At 60.0% G+C, this 24362-nt stretch carries 24 protein-coding genes; 11 read left to right on the forward strand and 13 right to left on the reverse strand.

Going from position 1 to position 24362, the window contains the following annotated elements; translation table 11 throughout:
* Nucleotides 1-48 precede the first annotated feature (48 nt).
* The 5 genes from FCL40_RS11435 to FCL40_RS11455 all read right to left on the reverse strand — a co-directional run bounded on the left by FCL40_RS11435 (nucleotide 49) and on the right by FCL40_RS11455 (nucleotide 2921).
* Entirely contained in the window at nucleotides 49-486 is a 438-nt protein-coding gene (locus FCL40_RS11435) for a DUF4426 domain-containing protein (RefSeq protein WP_136853430.1), read from the reverse strand.
* A gap of 64 nt (nucleotides 487-550) precedes the next feature.
* Nucleotides 551-838 (reverse strand): DUF167 family protein YggU, encoded by a 288-nt coding sequence (gene yggU / locus FCL40_RS11440; RefSeq protein ID WP_136853431.1) that lies wholly within the window; start codon nucleotides 836-838, stop codon nucleotides 551-553.
* Nucleotides 835-1383: a YggT family protein gene (locus FCL40_RS11445; protein WP_136853432.1), complete on the reverse strand. Its 549-nt coding sequence runs from the start codon at nucleotides 1381-1383 to the stop codon at nucleotides 835-837. The genes yggU and FCL40_RS11445 overlap by 4 nt, the downstream gene beginning before the upstream one ends.
* 24 nt (nucleotides 1384-1407) lie before the next feature.
* Nucleotides 1408-2235, reverse strand: a complete 828-nt coding sequence (gene proC, locus FCL40_RS11450) for a pyrroline-5-carboxylate reductase (RefSeq protein ID WP_267873508.1) — start codon at nucleotides 2233-2235, stop codon at nucleotides 1408-1410.
* 2 nt (nucleotides 2236-2237) lie between these two features.
* On the reverse strand, nucleotides 2238-2921 hold the full coding sequence (locus FCL40_RS11455) for a YggS family pyridoxal phosphate-dependent enzyme (protein WP_136853433.1): 684 nt from the start codon (nucleotides 2919-2921) through the stop codon (nucleotides 2238-2240).
* Nucleotides 2922-2949: 28 nt separating this feature from the next.
* Here FCL40_RS11455 and FCL40_RS11460 point away from each other — a divergent pair, with 28 nt between their 5' ends.
* The 5 genes from FCL40_RS11460 (at nucleotide 2950) to FCL40_RS11480 (ending at nucleotide 9373) form a co-directional block, all read left to right on the forward strand.
* On the forward strand, nucleotides 2950-3981 hold the full coding sequence (locus tag FCL40_RS11460) for a type IV pilus twitching motility protein PilT (RefSeq protein WP_136853434.1): 1032 nt from the start codon (nucleotides 2950-2952) through the stop codon (nucleotides 3979-3981).
* Nucleotides 3982-3989: 8 nt separating this feature from the next.
* Nucleotides 3990-5105, forward strand: a complete 1116-nt coding sequence (locus FCL40_RS11465) for a PilT/PilU family type 4a pilus ATPase (protein WP_136853435.1) — start codon at nucleotides 3990-3992, stop codon at nucleotides 5103-5105.
* A gap of 20 nt (nucleotides 5106-5125) precedes the next feature.
* Complete coding sequence (locus tag FCL40_RS11470) at nucleotides 5126-5782, forward strand: TetR/AcrR family transcriptional regulator (protein ID WP_136853436.1); 657 nt, start codon at nucleotides 5126-5128, stop codon at nucleotides 5780-5782.
* A 187-nt stretch (nucleotides 5783-5969) separates the two neighbouring features.
* Nucleotides 5970-7655, forward strand: a complete 1686-nt coding sequence (locus FCL40_RS11475; RefSeq protein ID WP_136853437.1) for an EAL domain-containing protein — start codon at nucleotides 5970-5972, stop codon at nucleotides 7653-7655.
* Nucleotides 7656-8077: 422 nt separating this feature from the next.
* A complete protein-coding gene (locus FCL40_RS11480; RefSeq protein WP_136853438.1) occupies nucleotides 8078-9373 on the forward strand; it encodes an NAD(P)/FAD-dependent oxidoreductase in 1296 nt (431 codons plus the stop codon).
* Nucleotides 9374-9413: 40 nt separating this feature from the next.
* On the opposite strand, the gene yciA is transcribed toward FCL40_RS11480, so the two are convergent.
* The 3 genes from yciA to nfo form a co-directional block, all read right to left on the reverse strand.
* Entirely contained in the window at nucleotides 9414-9809 is a 396-nt protein-coding gene (yciA, locus tag FCL40_RS11485; protein WP_136853439.1) for an acyl-CoA thioester hydrolase YciA, read from the reverse strand.
* Nucleotides 9809-10825, reverse strand: a complete 1017-nt coding sequence (gene ltaE / locus FCL40_RS11490) for a low-specificity L-threonine aldolase (RefSeq protein ID WP_136853440.1) — start codon at nucleotides 10823-10825, stop codon at nucleotides 9809-9811. Before ltaE ends, yciA begins: the two co-directional genes overlap by 1 nt.
* Before the next feature lie 469 nt (nucleotides 10826-11294).
* On the reverse strand, nucleotides 11295-12152 hold the full coding sequence (gene nfo, locus FCL40_RS11495) for a deoxyribonuclease IV (protein WP_136853441.1): 858 nt from the start codon (nucleotides 12150-12152) through the stop codon (nucleotides 11295-11297).
* A 127-nt stretch (nucleotides 12153-12279) separates the two neighbouring features.
* Between nfo and ung the strand changes: the two genes are divergently transcribed.
* Nucleotides 12280-12936: a uracil-DNA glycosylase gene (ung, locus tag FCL40_RS11500; protein ID WP_205729130.1), complete on the forward strand. Its 657-nt coding sequence runs from the start codon at nucleotides 12280-12282 to the stop codon at nucleotides 12934-12936.
* Nucleotides 12937-13033: 97 nt separating this feature from the next.
* Nucleotides 13034-13576 (forward strand): hemerythrin domain-containing protein, encoded by a 543-nt coding sequence (locus FCL40_RS11505; protein ID WP_136853443.1) that lies wholly within the window; start codon nucleotides 13034-13036, stop codon nucleotides 13574-13576.
* A 45-nt stretch (nucleotides 13577-13621) separates the two neighbouring features.
* On the opposite strand, the gene FCL40_RS11510 is transcribed toward FCL40_RS11505, so the two are convergent.
* The 3 genes from FCL40_RS11510 to tal form a co-directional block, all read right to left on the reverse strand.
* The gene (locus tag FCL40_RS11510) at nucleotides 13622-13804 is read right to left on the reverse strand and encodes a DUF3545 family protein (protein WP_136853444.1); all 183 of its coding nucleotides are present in this window, start codon (nucleotides 13802-13804) and stop codon (nucleotides 13622-13624) included.
* A 108-nt stretch (nucleotides 13805-13912) separates the two neighbouring features.
* Nucleotides 13913-15556, reverse strand: a complete 1644-nt coding sequence (pgi, locus tag FCL40_RS11515) for a glucose-6-phosphate isomerase (RefSeq protein WP_136853445.1) — start codon at nucleotides 15554-15556, stop codon at nucleotides 13913-13915.
* A gap of 55 nt (nucleotides 15557-15611) precedes the next feature.
* Nucleotides 15612-16568: a transaldolase gene (gene tal, locus FCL40_RS11520; RefSeq protein WP_136853446.1), complete on the reverse strand. Its 957-nt coding sequence runs from the start codon at nucleotides 16566-16568 to the stop codon at nucleotides 15612-15614.
* A gap of 748 nt (nucleotides 16569-17316) precedes the next feature.
* Between tal and FCL40_RS11525 the strand changes: the two genes are divergently transcribed.
* A complete protein-coding gene (locus FCL40_RS11525) occupies nucleotides 17317-18771 on the forward strand; it encodes an alanine/glycine:cation symporter family protein (RefSeq protein WP_229360319.1) in 1455 nt (484 codons plus the stop codon).
* Between the two features lie 102 nt (nucleotides 18772-18873).
* Nucleotides 18874-19650: a peroxide stress protein YaaA gene (yaaA, locus tag FCL40_RS11530; RefSeq protein WP_136853447.1), complete on the forward strand. Its 777-nt coding sequence runs from the start codon at nucleotides 18874-18876 to the stop codon at nucleotides 19648-19650.
* Between the two features lie 54 nt (nucleotides 19651-19704).
* On the opposite strand, the gene FCL40_RS11535 is transcribed toward yaaA, so the two are convergent.
* On the reverse strand, nucleotides 19705-21102 hold the full coding sequence (locus FCL40_RS11535) for a M20/M25/M40 family metallo-hydrolase (protein ID WP_136853448.1): 1398 nt from the start codon (nucleotides 21100-21102) through the stop codon (nucleotides 19705-19707).
* Nucleotides 21103-21251: 149 nt separating this feature from the next.
* Complete coding sequence (rpsT, locus tag FCL40_RS11540) at nucleotides 21252-21512, reverse strand: 30S ribosomal protein S20 (protein ID WP_136853449.1); 261 nt, start codon at nucleotides 21510-21512, stop codon at nucleotides 21252-21254.
* A 263-nt stretch (nucleotides 21513-21775) separates the two neighbouring features.
* On the opposite strand from rpsT, the gene murJ reads away from it, so the two are divergent.
* Nucleotides 21776-23332 carry a murein biosynthesis integral membrane protein MurJ gene (murJ, locus tag FCL40_RS11545; protein ID WP_136853450.1) on the forward strand — a complete coding sequence of 519 codons (1557 nt, stop codon included), beginning with the start codon at nucleotides 21776-21778 and terminating at the stop codon, nucleotides 23330-23332.
* Between the two features lie 69 nt (nucleotides 23333-23401).
* The gene (gene ribF / locus FCL40_RS11550) at nucleotides 23402-24331 is read left to right on the forward strand and encodes a bifunctional riboflavin kinase/FAD synthetase (protein WP_136853451.1); all 930 of its coding nucleotides are present in this window, start codon (nucleotides 23402-23404) and stop codon (nucleotides 24329-24331) included.
* Nucleotides 24332-24362: the final 31 nt, after the last annotated feature.

Genomic DNA, 24362 nt, shown 5'->3' on the forward strand with positions numbered 1-24362 from the left:
GCTGGATAGGATTAGGAATTCTACCCGAGCCCTGCCCTGAGCGCGATATCAGTCTACGTAGAACTTCTGCTCGAACTGCAGGTTGGTCTGCAGGTCGGTGCCGTTGGAGATATCCAGGGTGAAAGTGAAGGTCTCCTCGTTCCTGTGATCAACCTCGGCGATGTAGTAGATGGCGGTTCCTTCGCGAATCTCTTTAAATTTGAGCTTCTTCTGGCTGCCGATCAGGTTCTGGGCGTTGCCGCTGATGTTGGCGGCCACCGCTTCTCCCTCGTCGCTCTTGGAGGTATCCAGAATCACCACGTTGACCAGGCCGATGTAGCGGCTGCGGCTGATGCCATAGGTCTTGGCGATGGAGGGGGGGATGAAGGTGCTGCCGAAGGAGACGTAGTGGATGGCGTAGTCCCCCACCTGAACCTTTTGCTCGGCTTGTACCGGCAGGGCCAGAAACAGGCTCAATGCCAGCAGGGCGCATAGGCGATTAAACATAAACGAACTCCTTCTCTGTGTGGTGCGCGTTGGCAGTGGCCCCGCCTCACAGGGCCGTTCACTATTATAGTAGTTGCTCAATGACTTCGGGGATCTGCGCCGGGTCGTCGATGCGTACCTGCTTGTGGCGACCCAGTTCCCCCTTGATGATGGAGACCTTGCCCTTGGCCACCCTGAACTGCTTGGCCAGGTACTTGGTCAGGTGAGCATTGGCCTTGCCATCTACCGGTGGGGCGGTGATGGCGACCTTTAACTCCTCTCCATGGGGGCCGACGATCTGGTCGCGGCTGGCCTTGGGCTGAATGTAGAGATTCAGCAGCAGGGCGTCGCCCTGCTGCTCTACCGGCTTCAAATGGCTCCCCACAGGGGGATCAGATCATAGAGGAACAGGTTGAGGAAGTTCAGGCCGATCAACAGGATCATCAGCGAGAAATCCAGTCCTCCCATGGCGGGGATCACCCGGCGGATGGGAGCCAGCATCGGCTCGGTGATCTGCATGAACAGGTATTCGATGGGGTTCTGCCCCTGGCTGATCCAGCTCATGATGGCTCGGATAATCAGGATCCAGAACAGCAGCATCCCCGCCTCCTTCACCAGGCTGATGCCGCCCAGGTAGAAGGCGATGGGATCGAAGGTACCGCTCTGAACCAGCATCAGCACCGTCCATTTGGCCAGGGCCACCAGGTAGGCCAGGACCACGCCGGCCAGGTCCAGGCTGCCGATGGCTGGGATAAGCCGGCGCAGGGGAGCCAGCAGCGGATGGGTGGCTTTCACCACGAACTGGCTGAAGGGGTTGTAGAAGTCGGCGCGGGCCCACTGCAGCCAGACCCGCAGGATGACCACCATCAGGTAGAGATTGAAGACCGTACTGATCAGATAGAGAAAGGCAGATGACATAGTTGTTCGTTACCCTGTAAAGAATTAAAACTGTTCGGCCATCTCCACGGCCCTTTTTACGGCGGCCTTCATGGCCCCGTCTACGGTGGAGCGCAGTCCCTGCTGCTCAAAGTGTTCTATTGCCTTGGCGGTAGTTCCTCCCTTGGAGGTCACCCGGTTGCGCAGTTCCGCCAGGGAGAGGTCCGGGTTCTGTTTCACCATCTCGGCGGCGCCGAGGGCGGTTTGCTGAATCATCGCCCGGGCCTGTTCGCGGCTGACGCCCAGGCTGTTGACGGCGCTCTCCTCCATCGCTTCCATCAACAGGAAGAAGTAGGCGGGTGCGCTGCCGGCACAGGCGATCACCTGATCGATGCCGGACTCCTGGTCAACCCAGGTGACCTCGCCGACCGCCTGCATCAGGCGGCCCGACAGCGCCCGGTCCCCCTCACTGCAGCCCGGGGCGGCGTAGAGGCCGGTCATGCCGAGCCCAAGCAGTGACGGGGTGTTGGGCATGGCCCTGACCACCCTGATGGCTTGGCCCAGGTAATGGCGGATCCGGTCACAGGTGACCCCGGCGGCGATGGAGACCACCAGTTTGTTGCTGAAGTCGATGTGACTGAGGCTTTCGCACACCTGTTTCAGGATCTGGGGCTTGACCGCCAGGATTACAACCTCGGCGGCGGCGGCGTCCAGGTTATCGTTGCTGGTGCGGATGGCAAACCTGCCCTTCAGCTCCTCCAGCTTGCCACTGCTCGGGTTGCTGGCGATGATGGCATCGGCGGGATAGCCCCCCTTGACCAAGCCACTGATGATGCTGTGGCTCATGTTGCCGGCGCCGATAAAGCCCAGGGTGGGCTGCTCTGTCTGTGTCACTGTTACTTCCTTGCCCCGAAAATGGCTGTTCCCAGCCTGACCATGGTGCTCTGTTCGGCGATGGCGGCGTCCAGGTCGCCACTCATCCCCATCGACAGGGTATCGATATCGCTGAACTCAGATTTTAGCTCATTAAACAGCTTTTTAACCTTGGCGAACTGCGCCCTCTGTGCCCCGGGATCCCGGGTGGCCATGGGGATGGCCATCAGGCCGCGCAGGCGCAGATTATCCAGCCGGTCGATCTCCCGGGCCAACTGCTTCACCTCGTCGGCGCTGGCGCCGGACTTGGACGCTTCGTCGCTGATGTTCACCTGCAGGCAGACGTTCAGGGGCGCCAGCTCGGCCGGACGCTGTTCCGACAGCCGCCGGGCCACCTTGAGGCGGTCGACGCTGTGCACCCACTGGAAGTGCTGGGCGATGGGCCGCGTCTTGTTGGACTGGATCGGGCCGATAAAGTGCCAGGTGATCGCCAGGTCGGCCAGCTCCTGCTGCTTCTCCAGAGCCTCCTGAAGGTAGTTCTCCCCGAAGTGGCGCTGCCCCGCCTGGTAGGCGTCCCTGAGCATGGCGGCGGGTTTGGTTTTGCTGACCGCAAGCAGGGTGATGTCGCTGGGATTCCGGCCAACGACTGCCGCAGACTGGGCAATCTGCTCTTGGGCCAGACTTAGCTGGTCTGCTATGGTTGTCATAATTTTTGGGTTATGTGATGTCAGATAAATGGATATTACTGAGCTTCTTGCTTTTAGTGTAAAACACAACGCCTCCGATCTGCACCTATCTTCCGGGGTCGCGCCGTTAATTCGGGTGGACGGCGAGATTCGTCGCCTGAGCGTTCCTGAACTGGATCATGCCACCATCCACGCCCTTGTCTACGACATCATGAATGACAAGCAGCGAACGGAGTATGAGGAAAACCTGGAGATCGATTTCTCCTTCGAGGTTCCCAACCTGGCCCGATTCCGGGTTAACGCCTTTCACCAAGCGCGCGGGGCGGCGGCGGTGTTTCGCACCATTCCCAGCGAGGTGCTGACCCTGGAGCAGCTGGATGCGCCGGATATCTTCCGTCAGATCGCCTCCTATCCGAGGGGGCTGGTGCTGGTGACCGGGCCCACCGGCTCGGGCAAGAGCACCACCCTGGCGGCGATGGTCGATTACATCAACGCCGACCGCCGCGACCATATCCTGACCATCGAAGACCCCATTGAGTTTGTTCACCAGCCGAAGAACTGCCTGATCAACCAGCGTGAGGTCCACCGCGATACCCACAGTTTCAACAACGCCCTGCGCAGTGCCCTGCGTGAGGATCCCGATGTGATCCTGGTGGGGGAGATGCGCGATCTGGAGACCATCCGCCTGGCGCTGACCGCCGCGGAGACCGGGCACCTGGTGTTCGGTACCCTGCACACCACCTCGGCGGCCAAGACCATCGACCGGGTGGTGGACGTGTTCCCCGCCGCGGAGAAGAGCATGGTGCGCACCATGCTGTCGGAGTCGTTGCAGGCGGTGATCTCCCAGACCCTGGTGAAGAGGGTCGGTGGCGGCCGGGTGGCGGCCCACGAGATCATGATTGGCACCCCGGCGATACGAAACCTGATTCGCGAGGACAAGGTGGCGCAGATGTATTCCGCCATCCAGACGGGGATGAGCCACGGCATGCAGACCCTGGAGCAGGCCCTGACCAAGCTGGCCAACCAGGGGATCATCAGCCGCCAGGATATGCTCTCCAAGCTGAACCGGCCCGCCACCTAGGAGACGTCATGGAGATCAATCCGCTGCTGGAGCAGATGGTCAGCCGTCAGGCCAGTGACCTGTTTATCACCGCCAACTTCCCGCCCAGCGCCAAGGTGGACGGTGCGATGACGCCCCTGACCGACTCGCCGCTGACGGCGGAGCAATCACTGTCCCTGGTGGAGTCGGTGATGACCCCGGAGACCAGGGAGCAGTTCCACCGGCATCGGGAGGCCAATTTCGCCTACAGCTTCGATGAGAGCCTGGGCCGTTTCCGGGTATCGGCCTTCTGGCAGCGGGAGCAGGCGGGGATGGTGCTGCGCCGCATCCAGACCGAGATCCCCACGCCGGAGCAGTTGCACCTGCCCCGGGTGATGACCGATGTGGCCATGGCCAAGCGGGGGCTGGTGATCATGGTGGGGGCCACCGGAACCGGCAAGTCGACCTCACTGGCGGCGATGGTGGGCCACCGCAATGCCCACCAGGCGGGGCATATCCTGACCATCGAGGATCCGGTGGAGTTTGTCCATCAGCACCGCAAGAGCATCGTCACCCAGAGGGAGGTGGGGCTGGACACCGAGTCGTTCGAGGCTGCCCTGAAGAGTGCTCTGCGCCAGGCGCCGGACGTCATACTGATCGGCGAGATTCGCAGCCAGGAGACCATGGAGTTTGCCCTGGCGTTCGCCGAGACCGGGCACCTGTGTATGGCTACCCTGCATGCCAACAACGCCAACCAGGCACTGGATCGCATCATGCACCTGGTGCCCAGGGAGAAGCACCGGCAACTGCTGTTCGATCTCTCCCTCAACCTCAGGGCGGTGATGGCTCAGCAACTGGTTCCCAGCAAGGGGGGCGACGGCCGCCGGGTGGCCATCGAGGTGCTGCTGAATACACCCAGGGTGGCGGATCTCATTGCCAAGGGTGAGCTCCATGAGCTCAAGGGAGCGATGGCCGCCAGCCGGGAGCAGGGGATGCAGACCTTCGACCAGGCGTTGTTCGACCTCTACCAGAGGGATGAGATCAGCTATGAGGATGCCCTGCATCATGCGGACTCTACCAATGACCTTAGGCTGATGATCAAGCTCAAATCCAGCGAGGGACGCTCTGCCGGCAGCCTGGATGGAGTGACCATTGAGCTCGACTAGCGACAGAGAGGACTGACCGCATGGCCAACAAATTGGGACGCCCGGTGGGGGAATCCAATGCCAGGGAGCAGCTTATCGAGGCAGCCAGGGAGCTGTTCTCCGAGCATCCCTATGAGAAGGTGTCCACTCGGCGGGTTGCCGAGCGTGCGGGGGTGAACGCCTCCCTGATCCGCTACTACTTCTCCAATAAGTGGGGGCTGTTTGAGGCGATGATGCAGGAGACCATTCAGCCGGTGTTTGAGAAGGCCTACAAGGCCAGACGGGGTGAGAGCTTCGACACCGTCTCAGAGGTGTTTCGCACCTATTACCGGGTGATGTCCCGCAGCCCCCAGTTTGCCAAGCTGCTGTTTCGTTTACTTTCCTTGGAGGGCCGGGAGGGGCAGGTCAGCCATGTGTTCTCCCTGATGGAGAAACACCTGAAAGTGGGGGACGCGCCGGTCATGCCTATCCTGGAGGGGATGGCCGCCAGCGGGGAGTTAAAGCCAGGCATCGATCCCGCCATGGCGAGACTCAGCCTGATCAGCCTGATGATCTTTCCTTTCGTCGCTCCTCCCAGGATGCTGAAAATGCATGGAATAGAGTTGACCGAGGAGTTTGTCGAGCGCCTGGCTGAGCACAACCTGGCCCTGCTGGAGGCGGGACTCCTGCAAGAGAAAACCGGTCCTGAATGTAAGTGATCTGCCTGCCTCGACTCCTTCCGCTTGAGACTTCTTTATGTAAACTTCTGATAATAATGATGTTGTATCTTTATTGTGCCCGCTTACCTCTGCGCCGGGTGACGGGGTGGTGACTAGCATGAAACCCCTCCGCTAACTAAGTTTACCTCTGGAGCCGGGATGGCTTCTCAGGTTCAGAGGTGCAAGGATGCGCAGTTTCTCCACTTGGTCGAGACGAGGGCAGTTGCTGCTGCTGTCGATGATGCTCCTGCTGGGTTTGTTGGGGATCTGGCAAACACACAGGTTTGGTGATCAGTTGAACCTGGCCGGCGACACTCTGATCGAGGAGCAACGGCTGGCGTTGGGCCAGATTCATCGGCTGCAGCTGGCGATCCTGGCCATCGAGAGGTGCCTGCTTCGGTTGCGTCGTACCACCCTGACCCCAGAGTTGAGCCTTGAACTGGATCAGGCCAGGAGAGGCGTCTCGGCCCTGTTGGGCTCGGGCGGGCTGGAGCAGCAGGCTCCCCAACTGGTGGTGGCCCTGCAGGAGGGCGGTCGTCAACTGGATGCGCTGACCGCTCTCTATGGGAAGCCCGGCAGCGATAAGGCCAGGCTGTCTGCCGCCTTTGAGATGACCCAGGAGAGCGCCGATCGGATTCAGGCAGAGTTGCAGCTTCTGGCCGACAATCTGATGGGGCGGGCCGCTGACCAGCGCAACCGGCGGCGGGGAGTGACCGACCGGGCGATGTGGACGGCGATTCTGATCAATCTGCTTCCCTGGGGAAGCGTGGTCTGCCTCTTCCTCCTGCTGGTCCCTCTGCTGAGGGGAGATCGACGCAGCATGGGGGCGGCCAGTTTCCCCAAGGCCCACCCGAGTTCGATGCCGGCCTATAATCTGTCTTTGCAGCCCGAGTACGCCAATCCGGCGGCCTGCATCCGCCGGGGCTTCGGTAACCCGCCGGATTTCCGCACCAAGCGGCGATTTGATTTCACCTTGAGCCAGGGGGATGCCGCTAACGGCCCGTTTGAGAGGGATGCGGACTGTGCTGCCGGTCGGGCCGGGGCCGAGGGGGGCGATCGGTTCTGCATTCACTCGCCGGAGCAGAGTGACAGGGGGAGGCGCAGGCGGCAGCTGGAGCAGGATCTCGGTTGTGCCCTGAAGCGAGGTCAGCTTCAGGTTTATTACCAGAAGCAGTGTGACCAGAAGGGGAACCTCATCGGTGCCGAGGCGCTGCTCCGCTGGCAGCATCCCGAACTGGGAATGGTGCCTCCCGATGAGTTCATCGGCCAGGCCGAGCGGAGCGGCCTCATCGTGGAGATTGGAGAGTGGGTGCTGGAGCAGGCCTGCCGGCAGCTGCGCAACTGGCAGCGTCAGGGCAGCAGGATCAGGGTTGCGGTGAACATCTCTGCCCGCCAGCTGATGGATGACAGCTTCGTGGCACGGGTGGAGTCGGTGTTTAACCGCACCGAGGTGGATCCGCGGCGGGTGGAGTTTGAGCTGACCGAATCGATGATGATGGATAACCTGTCCCAGGGCAGGGAGGTAATGTTAAAGCTCAAGAGGCTGGGACTCAGTTTTGCCATCGATGACTTCGGTACCGGCTACTCCTCTCTGGTCTACCTGTCCCAGTTACCCTTTGATGTTCTCAAGATCGACCACCGCTTCGTGGGTCGGCTGCCCAAGGATCCCTACTGCTGCAAGATCACCAAGGCGGTCCTCTCTCTGGCGAAGACCCTGGGCCTGAAGGTGGTGGCCGAAGGGGTGGAATACGCCGAGCAGCACGGCTGGCTGGTGCGTCATGGTTGTGACCTGATGCAGGGCTATCTGCACGGTAAGCCTTTGCCCACCCTCGAGTTCGGTAAGGACCTGGAGGCCGAGGCACTGCCCCAATGAGCTGGTCATACCCCTGACCCAGGCCCAGTTCGGATTGTTGCTTTGTGAACAGTAATGGGTGTGGAATGTCGTTTTTGCTCTCCTTTTCCCCTGTCTGCCCTCCTTTGGTGCATAAAAGTGTAATTTATTGAGGCTTGTGAAACAGCCTTTGGTCAAATGGTCATTCTTATAAGGAAAATTTCGGTTTGATCGCCTTTTAACCGGTCCTGGATCTCCAATCTTGGTTTATTTAGTTACTGATCATAAAAGTATTTTCTCTATCCTTTTGGCTAATTGCTGGGCACTTAAGCCATTGCTAGACTCGCCCCGATCTTAATCGGATCACCTTTTGCATGAGTCGGTGTGAGGCCCGGTGGTAGACCGGGTGGCGGCCCTGGCCGCCCGATGAGTTTCCTAAGCAGAGCCCAAATTGGAGTGGAGCGATGACCAAGATAGTTATCGTCGGCGGCGGCGCCGGCGGCATGGAGATAGTCACCAAGCTGGGTCGAAAGCTGGGGAAGAGGGGAAAAGCGGAGATTACCCTGGTGGATCGGTGTGATCACCATATCTGGAAGCCGCTGCTGCACGAACTGGCCACGGGCAGCCTGGACGAGGGCCTCAATGCCCTGGATTACCGGGTGCATGCGGCACAGAGTGGCTACAGGTTTGAACAGGGGCTGCTTCGGGCAATCGATCGGGGTGCCAAGCAGGTGGTGTTGGCACCGATGAAGGACGATCAGGGTAAGGAGATCCTGCCGGAGCGGCGGATTGACTACGACTACCTGGTGCTTGGGATTGGGGCGGTTACCAATGACTTTGGGATCTCCGGAGTCCAGGAGCACTGTGATTTTCTGGATCTGACCGAGGAGGCGATGCTACTTCGGCGCAAGATCCGCAACCGCTTCCTGCAATATGCCAAGGAACATAACGTCGAGACGGAACATTTTCAGATCTCCATCGTCGGGGCCGGAGCCACCGGCGTGGAGATGGCCGCCGAGATGCATCACGCCGCCAATACCCTGAGAGGCTACGGCTACGCCATTCAGGAGGACCTGCTGCAGGTGAACCTGATTGAGGCCTCAAACCGGGTGCTTCCCCGCCTCGACAAGCTCCACATCTGCGAAGCCGTCGGACGGGAGCTGGAGAAGCTGGGGGTCAATGTGATGACCAATACCCGGATCAGCGAAGTGAAGCCCGATGGCATGCTCACCAGTGACGGTCAGTTTATCCCTTCCGACATGGTGATCTGGTCCGCCGGGGTCAAGGGGCACCCGATGCTCTCCACCCTGGGCCTGGAGACCAGCAGCAGCGATCAGATCCTGGTTCACCCCAGCTGCCAGAGTGTGACCGACCCGGCCATCTTTGCCTTTGGCGACTGCGCCGCCTGTCCCCAGGAGGATGGCAGCTGGGTACCGCCCCGAGGACAGACCGCCCGGCAGATGGCTTTGCTGGTGGGAAAGAACATTCAGAAGCTGATGGAGGATCCCGGCGCCAGTCTTGGGGAGTACGTTTATCGGGATCTGGGGGCCTTCATCAATATGTCCCGGTTCCATACCGTCGGCAACCTGCTCTCCTGCGTCGGCGGGGGGATGACGGTCAAGGGTAAGCTGGCCCGCTGGGTCTATACCACCCTCTATCGTAGACACCTCATCGCCCTGCACGGGGTGTGGCGGGGACTGCTGCTGATGACGCTCAATGGGTTGCAGAGGCTGATGCGGCCGGAGCTGAAACTGCACTGATCAAAAAGGGGAGCCGACGGCTCCCCTCGATGTTTCTGCTTCAGTCCCGGGCGGGAACCGGCCTGGGCTTGCCGGTGTCGGTAATGGCGACATAGGTGAAGGTGCCTTCGGTCACGCAGTGGCGCTCATCTTCGCCCTTGAGCACCGGCTTGGCCCACACCTCCAGGGTGATGGTCATGGAGCTGGTGCCGATGCGGGTGCACTGGCCGTAGACACACACCGCATCCCCCACGGAAACCGGCGTGTGGAAGCTCATTCCATCGACAGACACGGTGCAGATGCGACCTCGGGCGATCTCCTTGGCCAGAAGGCCACCGGCCATGTCCATCTGGGACATGATCCAGCCTCCGAAGATGTCGCCATTGGGGTTGGTGTCTGCCGGCATCGCCAGGGTGCGCAGCAGCAGCTGTCCCTGGGGAGTACGTGTGTTACTCATTATCTGTTACTCGCAAAGAAGGCTTTGGTTTCGGTGATCAGCTTGTCCACGCCGGTCCGATCCACATCCAGGTGGGTCACCAGTCTCAGGGTGTTGGCGGCGGAGATGAGGATCCCCCGCTGCGCCAGGTGGTGTTGCAGTGCCCGTGAATCCCCGCTGCTGAGGCGGGCAAACACCATGTTGGTTTGTACCTGCTCGAGGGCCACCTCGAGCTCATCCAACTGGGCCAATTCGCTCGCCAGGTAACCGGCGTTGTCGTGATCCTCGGCCAGGCGGTTGACATTGTTCTCCAGGGCGTACTGGCCGGCGGCGGCAAGAATACCGGCCTGGCGCAGTCCCCCTCCGAGCATCTTACGCCAGCGACGAGCCTTGGTGATCAGGGCTTCATCGCCGACCAGCAGCGATCCCACAGGTGCGCCCAGCCCCTTGGAGAGACAGATGGTCAGGGAGTCAAAGTGCTGGGCAATGGCGGACAGGGGCAACTGTTGCCTGACGGAGGCGTTGAACACCCGGGCGCCATCCAGGTGGATCTTCAGTCCATGTTCGAAGGCAAACCCCTGGGCCTGTGCCAGGTAGTCCTGAGACAGTACCTTGCCCCCTATGGTGTTCTCCAGGCTGAGCAGCCGGGTCTGGGCGAAGTGGATGTCGTCCGGTTTGATCTGGGCTGCCAGCTTCTCCAGGGGGAGTGAACCATCGGCGTCGTTCTCCACCGGCTGGGGCTGAATGGAGCCCAATACGGCGGCCCCCCCTCCCTCGAAGCGGTAGTTGTGGGCCTGCTGGCCGCAAAGGTATTCATCTCCCCTCTGGCAGTGGCTCATCAGGGCCAACAGGTTGGCCTGGGTGCCGGAACTGGTGAACAGGGCGGCTTCGAATCCGGCCAGGTCGGCGGCATACTCCTCGAGACGGTTGACGCTGGGATCGTCGCCATAGACGTCATCGCCCACCTGGGCATCGGCCATGATGCGACGCATCTGGTCGCTGGGACGGGTTACCGTATCGGAGCGGAAATCGATCATCGCAGTTCCTGATTTGTTGTGGGGAGTGGAGGCCACACTCTATCAGTTTGGCTTATAAATCACACTTATTTGCATTGAAACCCATAACTGTGCTGAGGCGTGGGTCACAGCAACAGGTTGAGTGCATGAAGCTTATGGTTTGCAGGGCGGCGGTATTGGGAGCGCCGCCCCCGGTTTCGCATGAGTGAAATTAATTCGAGGAGTATTATTCGTCGTTTGTGCAATGCGGGGGGTGGAGGTAAATTGAACACCTCGTTGATTCAGGCGTCAGAGTCCAAGTCAATGAACGCCGCAGGGTATAGGCACATGGTTTGGTGCCATCTCAGTGCGTGAGTGTTTTTTCGTTTCATCCAGTTATTTTGTCGAATGGGACCGAGGTGCTTTTTTGTGTCGGGGCACCTCACTATGCCAGTCCCTTTTGCTGTTTACTGTCGGCAGGCCTTGATGGCCTGCCTTTTTTTTGCCTGTTTCAGGTGATCTCCTGCCGACCCTCCAGGCTGTACAACCAGCGAATCTCCTCGGCCCACAGGGCTTCATCTATGGTTTCCAGCACCATGGGGATCTCGTCGGTGGCCGGATTGTTCATCAGGAAGCGGAACACCTCTGTGCCCATCTCCCCCTGTTGCAGGCTGTGGTGACGGTCGACCCTGCTGCCCAGGGCAGACTTGGATCCATTGAGATGCATCGCCTTGAGATAGTTCAGCCCCACGATCTTATCGAACTCGGCGAAGGTGGCTTCGGCCGCGTGGAAGCTGGAGAGGTCATAGCCCGCGGCGAAGGTGTGGCAGGTATCCAGGCACACCCCCACCCGGCTCTTGTCCTCCACCAGTTCGATTATCCTCGCCAGGTGCTCGAAGCGGTGGCCCATGTTGGAGCCCTGGCCGGCGGTATTCTCGATCACCGCGGTGACCCCCCGGGTTTGCTCCAGGGCGAGGTTAATGGAGTCGGCGATCAGCCGCAGGCAATGATCCTCGTCGATCTGCTTCAGGTGGCTTCCGGGGTGGAAGTTGAGCAGCCCCAGTCCCAGTTGCTGGCAACGCTGCATCTCATCGATAAAAGCCTCCCGGGAGCGGACCAGGGCATCGGGGTCCGGATGGCCCAGGTTGATCAGGTAGCTGTCGTGGGGGAGCACATGCTCCGGGGAGATGCCCACCAGGGCACAGTTCTCCTTGAAGGCACTGATGCTCTTATCGGTCAGTGGTTTGGCTTGCCAGCGGCGCTGGTTCTTGGTGAACAGGGCGAAGGCTTTCGCCCCGATCTTACCGGCATTCAGCGGGGCGTTTTCCACCCCTCCTGAGGCGCTGACGTGGGCTCCGATTCGTCTCATCAATCTAGGTCCTGATTACTGTCACTGCGAGGGATCCTAGGGAGTCGAGGCGCCGGGATCAATTGCTCTGAGTCATTGGGTTGTTTATGCTGTGCTTTTTGGGGAGAGAGTGGGAAAGCGTGTGGAGATAAGCTGGCAAGATATTGTGGAGCGTGAGCGTCAGCAACCCTATTTTCAGGAGATGGGGCATCGTATTGCCGAGATCAGGCAGAGTGGGGTCGAGGTCTATCCCCCCGGTGGCGACGTGTTCAATGCCCTCAATCACACACCGTTCGATCGAGTAAAGGTGGTGATTCTCGGCCAGGATCCCTACCACGGTCCGGGTCAGGCCCATGGCTTGAGTTTCTCCGTGCCCAAGGGTGTTGCCATCCCCCCCTCTCTGAAGAATATCTACAAGGAGCTTGCCCAGGATATCCCAGGGTTCGAGCACCCGGGTCACGGCCACCTGAAGCGGTGGGCCGAGCAGGGAGTGCTGCTGCTCAACACCGTGCTGACGGTGGAGCGGGGCAAGGCCCACTCTCATGCCCGTTTCGGTTGGGAGCGGTTCACCGATGTACTGATCGAGGAGCTCAATCAGCACCACCCCGGGGTGGTGTTCATGCTCTGGGGGAGTCATGCCCAGAAGAAGGGAGCCAGGCTGGATGGCCGCCGTCATCTGGTGCTGAAGGCGCCGCATCCGTCACCACTGTCCGCCCACAGGGGCTTCTTTGGCTGTGGCCATTTCTCCCAGGCAAATCAGTGGTTACGGCAGCGGGGGCAGGCACCCATCGAATGGCGCCCTTGATCCCCGTCAAAGCAATCCGGCCTGAAGGGAAATTGTTTGATGGCCGTAACCTAAAGTTAACTATCATTAAACGAAGTACTTTTTTGAGGGGAATGCCATGCTGGCCAGGATTCACACCGACCACAAACACATTCTGACTCTGCTTAGGGTTCTTTCCGGCAAGGCCAAGAGCCTGCGTGAGGGGAAGGAGGTTAACCTGACCCTGATCCGCGACGTGGTGCACTACCTGATGCAGTATGCGGATCACAGCCATCACCCCATGGAGGATATTCTCTACCGACACTATCTGGACAAGACCGGTCGTGACGGGGAGGTGAGCCAACTGGAGAGGGAGCATGAGCGTCTGCGGGTGTCTACCGAGGAGTTGCTCGATACCCTGGGAATGATCCTCAATGATGCCGTGGTACCCAGGGAGAAGCTGATCCAGGATGTTGAAGCTTTCGTGGAGATGCAGATCCGTCACCTCAAATATGAAGAGGCCAAGGTCCTGCCGCTGCTCGAGGCCACCTTTGATGAGGAGGACTGGAAACAGGTGGACAGGCTGGTGGCCAGCAAACTGGTGGAGGACCCCCTGTTTGGGCGCGCCTCTGAGCAGGAGTTTGAGGATCTGCGTAACTATCTGGCGGATGTGGAAGACTAAACCGCAGCCAATAAAAAACCCCGCTGAGCGGGGTTTTTTATTGGGTCAGGCTTCGATGAGGTCCCAGTCAGGCTCGTAGTTGAAGTCGATATCCTGCAGCTCCTTCTCCAGGCGGTGGCGCTCTTTCAGTGCCTCAATCTCCCGCCACTTGCGCTTCTTGCTGCCGCGTGAACGGGTTGGTTTCTCGACCACGCTTCCCAATGGTGAGCCGTAATCCAACCTTTCCATAGGTCCCCTCCTCAGCTTTGCCTCAGTAACATCGGTATATCACAGCCGGATTTCAGTATGCAACTCAAATGTTGCACAAAGGTTACTGGTTGGGGGGGGATTGCTCGATTAGATCTCCCGTTTACGGAAGATAGTAATCAGCCTGGCCGTGGAGGCATCCTGATCCAGCTTCGGAGTGTCGCTTTCCAGGTCATCTAATATGGAATTGCCCAGAACCTTGCCAAGCTCGACTCCCCACTGATCGAAGGAGTTGATCTGCCAGATGGCACCCTGTACGAAGGTGCGATGTTCGTACAGGGCCACCAGCGCCCCCAGGGTTGCCGGGGTGAGCTTGTTCATCAGCAGGGTATTGCTGGGCTTGTTGCCGGGCATCACCTTGTGAGGTGCCAGGGCGTCGATGGCATCGGCCGCCATCCCCTTCTGCTCCAGTTCACGACGCGCCTCCTCCAGGGTCTTGCCTGACATCAGCGCCTGGGTCTGGCCAAAGCAGTTGGCCGCCAGCATGGCGTGGTGACGCCCCAGAGGATTGTGGCTGTTCAGCGGCAGGATAAAGTCCGCCGGGATGATGCCGCTGCCCTGGTGCAGCAACTGGTGATAGGCGTGCTGACCGTTGGTGCCTTCGCCTCCCCAGATCACCGGACCGGTATGGTAATCCACGCCGTCGCCCTGATCGTTGGTGCCCTTGCCGTTGCTCTCCATGTCCAGCTGCTGGATATAGGCCGGCAGGCCGCGCAGGTAGTGGTCATAGGAGAGGATCACATGGCTGGCGGAGTCGAAGAAGTTGGTGTACCACACCGCCAGCAGGCCCATCAGCATCGGCAGGTTCCTCTCCAGAGGCGCGCTCTGGAAGTGCTGGTCCATCTTCTCGGCCCCCTCCAGCAGTTGGCGGAACTGGCCGAAACCGATCTGCAGGGCGATGGGCAGGCCAATGGCGGACCACATGGAGTAGCGGCCACCGACCCAGTCCCACATCGGGAAGATGTTCTCCTCGTCGATGCCAAACTGCACCGCGGCGGGCACATTGGAGGTGACGGCCACAAAATGCTGGCCAATGGCCTTGTCCGGTGCCCCCTTGGCCAGGAACCAGTCCCGGGCGGTCAGGGTGTTGGTCAGGGTTTCCTGGGTGGTGAACGACTTGGAGGACATGATGAACAGGGTGGTTTCCGGATCCACCTGCTTCAGCTTCTCACTGATGGCGGTACCGTCCACATTGGCCACATAGTGACACCTAAGCCCCTTGTGCCAGTAGGGCTTGAGGGATTCTGCCATGATCTTGGGGCCCAGGAAGGAGCCCCCGATGCCAATACTGACAATATCGGTGAATGGCTTGTCGGTGTACCCCCGCCACTCTCCCCGGTGGACAGCATCGACAAAGGCTTCCATCTTGACCAGGGTTGCGGCGATCTCCTGGCGAATGTCCTTGCCCTCCACCATCAGAGGGGTGCTGCTGCTGCTGCGCAGGGCGGTGTGCAGTACCGAGCGGTTCTCGGTGTGGTTGATCGCCTCGCCGGAGAACATCGCCTGCACCTTCTTTGTCAGGCCGGACTCCTCCGCCAGTTGAGCCAGCAGGGTCAGGGTAAGGTCGTTGATGCGGTTCTTGGAGAAATCCAGCTGCAGGCCGGCCGCCTCGGCCAGATAGCGTTCGGCCCGCTGCGGGTCATCGGCAAACAGGGTCCTGAGGTGGGTGGCCTTAATCTCTTCGGCGTGTTCCGCCAGTGCGCTCCAGGCGGGCAGGGAGGTCAGGGTGCTCATGACAGATCCTTATAAAACGGTCAGGCCCCCCAAAAGGGGAGCCCGGGAACGGGGATTAGCCGCTCAGCTTCTCGGTCAGCATCGATTCCAGCTTCGCCTGATCGATGGCGAAGTTGCGGATGCCTTCTGACAGTTTGTCGGTGGCCATGGCATCCTGGTTCATCTCCCAGCGGAACTGGGCTTCGGTGATGGGAGCCGGGCGTGATTCCACTTCGCCGCTGAAGCTCAGTTTCCTTTCCACCTGGAGATCACTCTGTTCCAGTTGCTCCAGCAAGCCGGGGCCGATGGTGAGCCGGTCACACCCGGCCAGCTCCAGGATCTCACCGGTGTTGCGGAAGCTGGCACCCATCACCACGGTCTGGTAGCCGTGCCGTTTATAGTAGTCGTAGATGGCGCTGACGGAGAGGACGCCCGGGTCTTCGGCGGCGCTGTACTCCTGGCCGGTGCTGGCCTTGTACCAGTCGAGGATGCGGCCGACAAAGGGGGAGATCAGGTAGGCTCCGGCTTCGGCACAGGCCCGGGCCTGGGCAAAACTGAACAGCAGCGTCAGGTTGCAGTTGATCCCTTCCTGCTCCAGGCGATGGGCCGCCTGAATCCCCTCCCAGGTGGAGGCCAGCTTGATCAGGATGCGGTCGTTACTGATGCCCGCTTCATTATAGAGGCGCATCAGTTTGTGGGCCTTATCGATGGAGCCCTTGGTATCGAAGGAGAGGCGGGCATCCACTTCGGTGGAGATACGGCCGGGCACGATCTTAAGGATCTCCAGACCGATGTTGACCGCCAGCTTGTCGGCGGCGTCTTCCAGTTGTTGTGCCGGTGTGTTGCTCTGTGCCCTGGCCCAGGCGACCGCGTCCTCGATCAGCGGGGCGTACTCAGGGATCTGGGCGGCCTTGAGGATCAGGGAGGGGTTGGTGGTGGCGTCTTCGGGGTGATAGCGCTTGATCGCTTCGATGTCCCCGGTGTCCGCTACTATGGTCGTCAGTGCTTTCAGTTGGTTTAGAGCGTTAGACATAGGTGTTTTTCCGTTACAACAAACTGGGCGTTAAGCCCACCATTAAATGCGATTTCGTATTATTTGCCAACATTAAAGTAATAAAATTACAGCCATTGGCCGGCTTAAGCGACCCAGCCGCGCATTTCGCGAGGCAACCTGCCAGGAAATCTGCCCCTTACCCAGCCGTGAAACGAGTGTGTGGTACCGGCCATATAATTAAAAAGAGGCAAATTTATCAATTGCTTCAGGAAAAATTCTTCGGCCGGAATCAGTCAGTCTATATCAGATTGGACCCTAGACTCACCCACTGAGGTCAATTTTCCATGGGGTTTTCCTTTCGGTGCGCCTCTTTCTATCCGTTAGCGTATGATGTGTCGTCAAAGTCGAAAACGGGGGAGCAGCCCTGTCCCTTAGCAAAAGGTAGTCGTCCGGGCGGAGTTTGCCACGGTGCAGGCGGGTAAAATATTGGCTTCAGGTTAACGGGGTGTTGCATTTTGGGGTGTTTTGGATGTCGCCGAGGTTAGCGGGGGGATAGCTTGATGTTGAGTTGTGATCGGGGTCACGCGGATTTCTGAAAAACCTATGCTAACGTGCCCCCCCATCGCCCGAAAGAGGCGCTCAAAAGTTGCCCTCTTCTATTCAACTACAACCCTAAATCGGGGCGAAAGGCCAGGCAGGGCCGCATATTGTGGTTAGGGACATCTCCAGTTAATAGTGAACCGGTGCCAGCATCGGGTTTTTTCACTCAGCAAAGAAGAATTCCAATATGAATATGACAGCAGTCACCGGGGCCTCTGCCCTTGAGGCCGTGAACGACGTTCTGGCTTCGGCAACCGGCACCGTCAATGGCCTACTGTGGAATCACATCCTCATCTACCTGCTGGTGTTGGCGGGCTTCCTGTTTACCGTGCGCCTGGGCTTCATCCAGTTCCGGCGCCTCGGTCACGGGTTCCGTTCCGTGATGCATGGCCGAGAGACCGAACATGGCATCTCCTCCTTCCAGGTGTTCTGTACCTCCATGGCGGCCCGTGTGGGTACTGGCAACATGGCGGGTATCGCCGTGGCCATTGTCGGCGGCGGTCCCGGTGCCATCTTCTGGATGTGGGTGATCGCCCTGCTGGGAATGTCCACCGCCTTTGTCGAGGCCACCCTGGCCCAGCTGTTCAAGGTGGAGGATGATGAAGGGTTCTATCGCGGTGGACCGGCCTACTACATGGAGAAGGGCCTGGGACAGCGCTGGATGGGGATCCTGTTCTCCATCTTCCTGATCATCTCCTTCGGATTCGTATTCAACGCGGTTCAGGCTAACACCATTGCCGGTGCCATCGGCGACGCGTTCGGTATCGACAAACTGATGCTGGGCCTGATTATGGTGGCGGCGACCGCCTTTATTATTGTGGGCGGCATGAAGAAGGTGGCGCATGCCTCCGAAGTGATTGTGCCCATCATGGCGGTGGTCTACCTGGCGGTTGCCCTGGTGGTGGTGGTGCTGAACCTGGGCAAGGTGCCGGAGGCCCTGGCGCTGATCATCGAGAGCGCCTTCGGACTGGAGCAGTTTGCCGGCGGCGCCCTGGGCGCCCTGATCATTGGTGCCAAGCGTGGCCTGTTCTCCAACGAGGCGGGCATGGGCTCTGCGGCCAGCGTGGCGGCCAGCGCCAACCCCAACCCCAAGCACCCTGCCTCCCAGGGCTTCATCCAGATGACCGGTGTGTTCGTTGACACCCTGGTGATCTGTACCGCCTCTGCGGCCATCATCCTGCTCTCCGGTGTGCTGGACAATCCGGGTGATGCCCAGGGTATTGGCCTGCTGCAACTGGCTCTGACCAATGAGCTGGGCGGCTGGGCCAGCTACTTCGTGGCCTTTGCCATCATCCTGTTCAGCTTCAGCTCCATCATCGCCAATTACAGTTATGCCGAGAACAACATCATGTTCCTCAACGGCAACACCCATAAAGGCCTAATGCTGTTCCGTGTCGCCGTACTGGGTATGGTGCTGTTTGGCTCCATGGCCAAGGTTGCCGTGGTATGGGACCTGGCCGATGCCTCCATGGGCCTGATGGCGCTGGTGAACATCGTGGCCATCCTGGGCCTTTCTGGTCTGGCGGTGAAGCTGGCAAAGGATTATGTGCAGCAGTTGGATGCGGGTAGGACCCCAAGCTTTGATCCTGCACGCTTCCCCGAGCTCAAGGGCAAACTGGCCCCGGGTGTCTGGGACAGGTAAGCCGATTACCCCTATCGAAAACCACGCCAGCCGGCGTGGTTTTTTTGTTGGGTACCGGTGTTATCATGGCGTCAGTGATGTTGAATAAGGATGGAGCCTGCCATGCTGGTCGTTATTTCCCCCGCCAAGAATCTGGACTACCACAACCCGGCTCCCACCGAGCTCAGCACCCAGCCGGATCTGCTGGGTGAGGCGACCCAGCTGATCGAGGTGTGCCGCAAGCTGATGCCTGCGGATCTGGCCTCGCTGATGAAGCTGAGTGACAAGCTGGCGGGGCTGAATGTGGCCAGGTTCCAGGAGTGGCACACCCCCTTTACCGCTGACAATGCCAAGCAGGCGCTGTTTGCCTTCAATGGTGATGTCTACACCGGCCTTGAGGCGGCCAGCCTGAATGAGCAGGAGCTGGAGTACACCCAGAAGCACCTGAGGATCCTCTCCGGCCTCTACGGCCTGCTACGCCCACTGGATCTGATGCAGGCCTATCGCCTGGAGATGGGTACCAAGTTGGCCAACCCCAGGGGCAAGGATCTCTATGCGTTCTGGGGCAAGCTGATTACCGACAGGCTCAACCAGGCTCTGGCGGAGCAGCAGACCCAGATACTGGTAAACCTGGCCTCCAACGAGTACTTCAAATCGGTCAAGGTCCGTGAGCTGAACGCCAAGGTGGTGACCCCGGTATTCAAGGATCTCAAGAACGGCCAGTACAAGATCATCAGCTTCTACGCCAAGAGGGCCCGCGGCATGATGGCCCGCTTTATGGCCAAGGAGCAGGTGACCGAGCTGGCGCAGCTGGAGAGATTCAATTACGGCGGCTACTGCTACAGCGCCGAGCACTCGGATGATAAGACCCTGGTGTTCTTGCGAGATGAGCCTGCCTAGCAAGAGGGCGCCAGATAAAGAAAAAGGAGGACCAGGGTCCTCCTTTTTTGCACCCTACTCCTGGGGCAGGGGAATGGGACGCAGAGACTGTTCGGCGTTGGCCATCAGCCAGGTATACAGGGTGTAGACGGCGCTGCTCTGACGCAGGGCATCCGGGTCCACCTTATCCAGGGTGTCGTCCATGGTGTGGTGGACATCGAAATAGTCGCTGCCGTCCATGGACAGCCCGGCCACCGGCACCCCTTCATCGGGCAGGATGGAGACATCCGGCCCTCCCCAGCTGTGGTTGTGCCCCCGCTCGACCCCCAGAGGCGCCAGCTGGCGGGCCACCTCATCCATTGTTTCCAGGGCGGCTTCATTGACCCTGGAGTCCAGCCGGTAGATGGGACCGGCGCCGAAATCGGCCTCGGCGGCGATGTAGAGGCTGTCCAGTCTATCCAGGTGAGCCGCCTTATAGGCCTTGGCACCGATGAGGCCTATCTCCTCGGCGGCAAACAGCACCACCCGGACGGTGCGTTTGGGCTTAAGATTCCGCTCAATGATGTGCTTGGCGGCGGCGGTGACGATGGCCACACCGGCACCGTCATCCAGGGCGCCGGTTCCCTCATCCCAGGAGTCCAGATGAGCGCCAATCAGCACCACCTGCTCCGGGTGGGTGCTGCCGGTGATCTCCGCCACCACGTTGTAGCTGATCTGCTCGCGGCGGGTTTCGCTGCTGAGCTTGAGGTTGAAACGCACCGGTTCGCCCCGCTTGAGCAGACGCTCTAGCTGATCGGCGTCGGGGTTGGAGAGGGCGGCGGCCGGGATCTGAGCGATCCCCTCCTGGTAGCGCATCATGCCGGTGTGGGCGAAGCGGTGGCTGTCGGTGCCTACCGAGCGCAGCAGCATGGCTACCGCCCCCTTCTTGGCCGCCTCAACCGCGCCTCTGCCCCTGGCCTTCACCACCGGGCTGTAGCCGCGACCATCCTTATAGCGCTCCATCCTGTGGTTGATGAAGACGATCTTGCCCATGACCTGCTCAGGGTCGGCCTGTTTCAGATCCTCCAGGGTATTGAAGGCCACCACCTCGGCTTCCACGCCCGCCGGGTCGGTGCCTACCGTGTTCCCCAGGGCGGTGACCACCATGGACTGGGGGAAGGGGGTGGTAATTCTGGCGCTGGCCTGACCCCGGTGCCAGTGGGGGACGGTCACCGGCTCGAGGTAAACCCTGTCGAAGCCCAGGGTGTTCAGCTTGGCTTTGGCCCAGGCAACGGCGCGACGGTCTGCCTCGGTGCCGGGCAGACGTGGTCCCACCTCAGTGGTCAGGGATTCCAGCAGGTTCCAGGCCCGGTTGCTGGCCATGGCGTGCTGGCGCAGCTGTTGGCCCTGGCTCAGGATCTCGTCGGTAAAGGGGGCAGCCAGTGTGGTGTGGGCGGCCAGCAGGCCGGCGAACAGGGTGAGGGACAAGCGCATGGGGTTCCTTATGGTTGTGATTTTCCTTGGCCGGGCAATGTATCAGATTCCTGTGACGGCAGGCAAAGAACCAAAAGGGCGGGGGCCTGGCAGACAGGCATAAAAAAAACCGGCCGAAGCCGGTTTTTTATCGTCACGAAATCAGAAGCTTACAGAGCTTTGATTTGAGCGTTCAGACGGCTCTTGTGACGGGCAGCCTTATTCTTGTGAATCAGGCCTTTGGTCGCCATGCGATCCAGGATCGGCATAGCGGCGTTGAAAGCTTCGGTGGCAGCAGCTTTGTCGCCAGAGGCGATAGCAGCTACGGTTTTCTTCAGATAGGTGCGCAACATGGAGCGGCGGCTAGCATTGTGCTGGCGACGCTTCTCAGACTGAATTGCACGCTTCTTAGCAGACTTGATGTTAGCCAAGGTCAAACTCCTAAAAGACGGTGCTGTCGTATTCTCAAAGGCCGTGGAAAATACCGCTTTTATGGGGCAATGTCAATCACGCCGCGCAAATTAGCGACACCAAGTTCGGAGAAACTCCTAACTTTGGCATTCTTCGGGCCAACTAGTTTAAGATGGGGCGCAATTCTAGCAGCATTTTTTGCCGGGCGACAGGGGCAGTGAGGGATATTTCTCAGCCCTGTCTGTTAATCCTGGCCCGTCAATGAAAAGTAGAGCAATTTCCTTTGAGTAAACAGTTGATGCGCTCCGGGGCCGTGGTGAGTGCCATGACCTTGATCTCCCGTGTTCTGGGATTGGTTAGGGATGTGGTGGTGGCCAACCTGATGGGGGCGGGCGCCGCGGCGGATGTCTTCTTCCTGGCCAATAAGATTCCCAACTTCCTGCGGCGCCTGTTCGCCGAGGGGGCGTTTGCCCAGGCCTTTGTGCCTGTGCTGACCGAATACCGGCACCAGGGCAGTGACGACGAGGTGCGTCACCTGATTGCCAAGGTGAGTGGCACCCTGGGCACCCTGGTGACCCTGGTGACCCTGTTTGGGGTGCTAGCCTCGCCGCTGCTGGCGGCGCTGTTCGGCACCGGCTGGTTCGTGGCCTGGCTCAATGATGAACCGGCTGGGGAGAAGTTCGTTCTGGCCAGCCTGATGCTGAAGATCACCTTCCCCTACCTGTGGTTTATCACCTTTACCGCCTTGTCGGGGGCGATCCTCAACACCCTGGGGCGCTTCGCGGTGGCGGCCTTTACCCCGGTGTTTCTCAATATCGCCATCATCGGTTGCGCCCTGTGGCTGGCCCCGCAGCTGGCGCGTCCTGAACTGGCGCTGGCCTGGGGGGTGTTTATCGGCGGCTTGATTCAGTTTTTGTTTCAGATCCCCTTCCTGGTCCGGGCCAGGGTGCTGGTGCGTCCCAGCTGGGGTTGGAACGATGACGGGGTGAAACGGATCCGCACCCTGATGCTGCCGGCGATGTTTGGTGTGTCCGTCAGTCAGATCAACCTGCTGTTCGATACCTTTATCGCCAGCTTCCTGATGACCGGATCCATCAGCTGGCTCTACTACTCGGATCGTCTGCTGGAGTTTCCCCTGGGCCTGTTCGGCATCGCCATCGCTACCGTGATCCTGCCGGCGCTGTCGCGCAAGCATGTGGATGCCAATGGCGGTGAGTTTGCTTCCACCATGGACTGGGGGGTACGCTCAGTAGTGGTGCTGGGGGTGCCTGCGGCGGCAGGGCTGATCGCCCTGGCGCAACCTATGCTGATGGTACTGTTTATGCGGGGAGAGTTCAGCGTTGCCGACAGCCAGATGGCCTCCTACAGCCTGATGGCCTATGGCAGTGGCCTGCTGAGCTTTATGCTGGTGAAGGTGCTGGCGCCCGGCTATTACTCCCGCCAGGATACCAAGACGCCGGTGCGCTACGGCATTATCGCCATGGTCAGCAACATGGGGTTCAACATCCTGTTGGCCATTCCTTTCGGTTATGTGGGCCTGGCGATGGCGACCGCGGCGTCGGCGACCCTGAATGCCGCCCTGCTCTATTTCGGCCTGCGGCAACAGGGGGTGTATCGCCTGAGCGCGGAGACCCTGGGGTTTGTGGCCAGGGTGCTGCTGGCGGCCGTGGTGATGGCGGCTACGCTGCTGAACTTCTCCCCCGCTGAGTCCCTGTGGGTGGCGATGACCTTGGCGGAGCGCGGCCTGACCCTGACGGCCCTGATTGGCGGTGGCGGTCTGATCTATTTGGCGGTGTTGGTGGTGACCGGGATCCGACCTCGTCATCTGCGTGCAGCCTGAGTGCTGATTCCGGCGCCACTCTGAGGTATAATCCGGCGATTTTCGACACTATGAAGCCCTGGCACGATAATGGAGCTGATCCGAGGTATACATAATCTGCGTCCCCGCCACCGCGGGTGCGTACTGACCATAGGCAATTTCGATGGGGTCCACCGGGGCCATGCCGAAGTGATTAACGCCTTGGTCAAAAAGGGCAAAGAGCTGAATCTGCCCACCACGGTGATGCTGTTTGAGCCCCAGCCTCAGGAGCATTTTGCCGGAGAGCGGGCGCCGGCCCGGCTCAACCTGCTGCGGGATAAGCTGCAGCGACTGGCCGAGCTGGAGGTGGACCGGGTACTGTGCGTCAGTTTCAACCACAGGTTTGCCGAACTGACCAGTGATCAGTTTATTGAGCAGCTGCTGGTCGCCAAGCTGGATGTCCGTTACCTGGTGGTAGGGGACGACTTCTGTTTCGGCAAGGGGCGCCAGGGCAGCTTCCACACCCTGGCGCGGGCGGGCGAGCGCCACGGTTTCCAGGTGGTACCCACCGACAGTTTCAAGGTGGCTCAGCAGCGGGTGAGTTCCACCCTGATACGCCTGGCCCTGGCCCATGGGGATCTGGACCGGGCCAGCGGCATGCTGGGGTATGATTACCAGATCACCGGCCGGGTGGCTCATGGCCGCAAGCTGGGCCGGACCCTGGGCTTCCCGACGGCCAACATCCTGATGAAGCGCCGGGTGGTGCCGGTGAACGGCGTATTTGCCGTCCGGGTCTATGATGAGCGCGATCGCTGTTACCCGGGGGTGGCCAACGTCGGTCACCGGCCCACGGTATCGGGAACCCGCTGTCAGCTGGAGGTGCACTTGTTCGATTTCGACGGAGACCTCTACGGAGAACATTTGCGGGTGGCTCTGGTGAGCCACCTGAGGAAGGAGCAGGCTTTCGAGTCACTCGAAGCGCTGCAATCACAGATTATCAAGGATGCCCAGCAGGCCAAGATCCTGCTGGCCGCGTCTTAAACTGCTTTAATCCAGGGCATTCAATACTTGG

It is taken from the genome of Ferrimonas sediminicola (assembly GCF_005116715.1).
Lineage (GTDB): Bacteria > Pseudomonadota > Gammaproteobacteria > Enterobacterales > Shewanellaceae > Ferrimonas > Ferrimonas sediminicola.

Coding starts and splice junctions, on each gene's coding strand:
- FCL40_RS11435 (WP_136853430.1), bottom strand. CDS start 486: ATGTTTAATCGCCTATGCGCCCTGCTGGCATTGAGCCTGTTTCTGGCC.
- FCL40_RS11445 (WP_136853432.1), bottom strand. CDS start 1,383: ATGTCATCTGCCTTTCTCTATCTGATCAGTACGGTCTTCAATCTCTAC.
- FCL40_RS11455 (WP_136853433.1), bottom strand. CDS start 2,921: ATGACAACCATAGCAGACCAGCTAAGTCTGGCCCAAGAGCAGATTGCC.
- FCL40_RS11460 (WP_136853434.1), top strand. CDS start 2,950: ATGGATATTACTGAGCTTCTTGCTTTTAGTGTAAAACACAACGCCTCC.
- FCL40_RS11465 (WP_136853435.1), top strand. CDS start 3,990: ATGGAGATCAATCCGCTGCTGGAGCAGATGGTCAGCCGTCAGGCCAGT.
- FCL40_RS11470 (WP_136853436.1), top strand. CDS start 5,126: ATGGCCAACAAATTGGGACGCCCGGTGGGGGAATCCAATGCCAGGGAG.
- FCL40_RS11475 (WP_136853437.1), top strand. CDS start 5,970: ATGCGCAGTTTCTCCACTTGGTCGAGACGAGGGCAGTTGCTGCTGCTG.
- FCL40_RS11480 (WP_136853438.1), top strand. CDS start 8,078: ATGACCAAGATAGTTATCGTCGGCGGCGGCGCCGGCGGCATGGAGATA.
- yciA (WP_136853439.1), bottom strand. CDS start 9,809: ATGAGTAACACACGTACTCCCCAGGGACAGCTGCTGCTGCGCACCCTG.
- ltaE (WP_136853440.1), bottom strand. CDS start 10,825: ATGATCGATTTCCGCTCCGATACGGTAACCCGTCCCAGCGACCAGATG.
- nfo (WP_136853441.1), bottom strand. CDS start 12,152: ATGAGACGAATCGGAGCCCACGTCAGCGCCTCAGGAGGGGTGGAAAAC.
- FCL40_RS11505 (WP_136853443.1), top strand. CDS start 13,034: ATGCTGGCCAGGATTCACACCGACCACAAACACATTCTGACTCTGCTT.
- FCL40_RS11510 (WP_136853444.1), bottom strand. CDS start 13,804: ATGGAAAGGTTGGATTACGGCTCACCATTGGGAAGCGTGGTCGAGAAA.
- pgi (WP_136853445.1), bottom strand. CDS start 15,556: ATGAGCACCCTGACCTCCCTGCCCGCCTGGAGCGCACTGGCGGAACAC.
- tal (WP_136853446.1), bottom strand. CDS start 16,568: ATGTCTAACGCTCTAAACCAACTGAAAGCACTGACGACCATAGTAGCG.
- FCL40_RS11525 (WP_229360319.1), top strand. CDS start 17,317: ATGAATATGACAGCAGTCACCGGGGCCTCTGCCCTTGAGGCCGTGAAC.
- yaaA (WP_136853447.1), top strand. CDS start 18,874: ATGCTGGTCGTTATTTCCCCCGCCAAGAATCTGGACTACCACAACCCG.
- FCL40_RS11535 (WP_136853448.1), bottom strand. CDS start 21,102: ATGCGCTTGTCCCTCACCCTGTTCGCCGGCCTGCTGGCCGCCCACACC.
- ribF (WP_136853451.1), top strand. CDS start 23,402: ATGGAGCTGATCCGAGGTATACATAATCTGCGTCCCCGCCACCGCGGG.